Below are 2,729 nucleotides of genomic sequence, written 5' to 3' on the forward strand. Positions count from 1 at the left end.
GGGCCCCCGGGGTGGGGCCCCCCCGTGGGGGGCGGGGGCCGGGGCGGGGGCGGGGGCCGGTGGGGGGGGGGGGGGCGGCCCGGGCGGGGGGGGGGGGCCCCGCCGGGCCCGACCCGATCGCTTGCGTCGGGTACGAAGGGGAGTCAGCCGCTGATGAACTTGGCCGCCAACTGCGGTGCGGAGACCACGGACACGTCCTCGAACCGGGTGATCACCTCTCCGCCCGGGGTGCACGCGGTGATGGTGAGCGAGGCGCCGGAGCCCTGGGGGGCGGAGCCGGGCTCGACCACGACCAGGAAGGGCTCGCCGTCGGGCAGCGCGCGGTGCAGATCGGCGCGGCCCACCGACAGGGGCAGTCCGGCGGTGCCGCGGAAGAGCCGGACCCAGACCAGGCCCGCCTGGAGCAGCAGGTCCGCCGTGCCGGGCGCGAACCGGCTGCCCGCGAACGCCCCTCCCGCCGTGCGGTGTTCGGTCAGCTCGCACTCCAGGACCAGCCGCTGGGCGCCCTCGTCCTCGGTGAGCACCCGGCGCACTCCGCGCAGCGAGGGTCCGTGGAAGAGGGTGCCGTCGCCGTAGAGCGCGTCGGCCGGCCGGCCGCCGCCGAGCGCCGGCAGCGCGCCGGGGAAGACCGGGGCGAGCGTGGCCCGGAAGTCGAGCACGGCTCCGTAGTGCGGGCGGACGGCGCCCCGGTCGTCCACGGACCGGACGGCTCCGCGCACCGCGTCGTCGTCGACGGCCAGTTCGAGGCCGAGTGCCTCGGGCTGGGAGCCGTCGAAGACGATGCCCTTGTGTACGGAGAAGTCCCGCACCTGGCGGATCTCGGCGCCGTGCACCCGCTCCGCCGCGCCGATCATCCAGCCGAGGGCGACGACGGCCGGGAGCACCGGCGCGTCCCCGATGACGTGGTCGGCGACGATCGGCTCGCCCTCCAGAGCGGCCAGCGGCCGCTCCACGCGGGTGACGGCGGCGACGGTCCGCTCGGGGGTCGAGAGGGGGGACGTCGGGCCGAGGACCGTGACCACGTCACCGGCCCGGTCGGCGGCGAACTGCTCGGCGAAGAGCCGGGCGCCGGTGTCCAGCGGGATCAGGGTGATGCCCCGCTCCCGGAAGACCGCCTTGACCTCCGGGGAGACCATGCCGCTGTCCCAGGCACCCCAGTTGATGGAGGTGACGTGGGCCGAGGGGTGGCGCTGCTTCCAGGAGGAGGCCCAGGCGTTGAGCACCTCGTTGGCCATCGCGTAGTCCGACTGGCCCCGGTTGCCGAAGAACCCGGCGACCGAGGAGAACAGCACGAGGTGGCGCAGGGCGTCGGCGTCCAGCGCGGCGGTGACCGCGCGCAGCCCGGCGAGCTTCGGGGCGAAGACCCGCTCGACCTCGGACGCCTTCTTGTTGGCGATCAGCTGGTCGGCGAGGACGCCCGCGCCGTGCACCAGACCGGTGACGCGGTCCCGGTGAGGGGCGAGGGCGGCGGCGGTGGCCGCCGGGTCCGTGATGTCGACGGCCAGGTACTCCACCCGGCTGCCCGCGGCGCTCACCTCGGCGAGGGTGGCGCGGATCTCCCGGGCGCCGACGACGTCCCGGTAGAGCTGCTCGACGCGCTTGGGGGTCGGCTTCTCACCCGTGGCCTTCAGCCGGGCGGCCGCGGCGGCCTTGAGCGCCGGGGTGTCCACGCCCTGCGCCCAGTCCGGCTCGTCCTCCAGCGGGGTGCGGCCCAGGAGCAGCAGGCCCGGCCGGTACCGCCGCGCCAGCTCGACCACGCACGCGGCGGTGATGCCGCGCCCGCCGCCGGTCACGACGAGGAGGTCGTCGCCGCCGAGGACGGGTGCGGTCGCCGGGTCGGAGGTGGTCAGCGGTTCCTCGCCGAGCGTCAGACCGATACGACGGCTGCCGTCGAGGCCGACCTGGACCGTCTCGGTGACGGCGTCGCTCAGCTCCGGGAGGAGGAGTTCGGCTCCGGCCTCCGGGCTGAGGGCCGGGGCGAGGTCGACCGCCCGGCAGAACAGTTCGGGGGCCTCGACGGCCAGGGTCTTGACGAGTCCGCCGGGGCCGCCGGCGGGGACCAGCTCCTCGGACACCCCGCCGAGCCCGAAGGCGCCGTCGAGCCGGGTGACCGTGACGAAGGCGGCGCGGCCGGAGGCGGCGGCGGCCGTCAGCGGTGCGACGGCGTGCTTGGCGACCAGCAGGGTGTGCGTGAGCCGCCGTACTCCGTCGGACCACTCGCCCGCACGGGCGGCGGTCAGATCGAGGACGACGCTGACCCGGTCGGCGAGGATGAGCTCCATCCGCTCGGCCAGTTCGGTCACGCCCCAGCCGGACAGCGCGTGGTCCTTGACCCCGGTGATGCGCTGGGCGACTCCGGGCAGCCGCAGGACGTGCACATGGCGTCCGGACCCGATCAGGCGCTGCGCGAGCGCCGGCGCGAGTTCGGAGCCGTCGTCGACGACGAGCGCGCCCGAACCCTCGGCGAAGCAGCCGGCCAGCAGGTCGGGGGTGGGCAGAGCGACGAGCGCGGCCTGGGCCCGCCCGATCCCGCCGCCGGCGGGTGCGTCGTCGGCGGCGGCGTCCCGGCCGGCCGGTGCGGGGGCGGGGGCGTCCGCGGCGGAGCTGTCGGCCGTGGCGGTCGGCACCACCCCGCTGGTGAATTCGACGATCTGTCGGAGGGTGCGGAGTTCTGCGAGTTGTTCGGGGCCTGCGGTGATGGCTCCGGCGAAGCGTTCTTGGAGGATGCC

General features: G+C 76.1%; 1 protein-coding gene. It reads right to left on the reverse strand.

Annotated features, from left to right (window positions below):
- Nucleotides 1–143: 143 nt before the first annotated feature.
- Nucleotides 144–2,729: SDR family NAD(P)-dependent oxidoreductase (locus ACIRJT_RS37430; RefSeq protein WP_403918694.1), on the reverse strand; the 2,586-nt coding region annotated here is incomplete at its 5' end.

The organism is Streptomyces sp. NPDC102283, assembly GCF_044766265.1.
GTDB lineage: Bacteria > Actinomycetota > Actinomycetes > Streptomycetales > Streptomycetaceae > Streptomyces.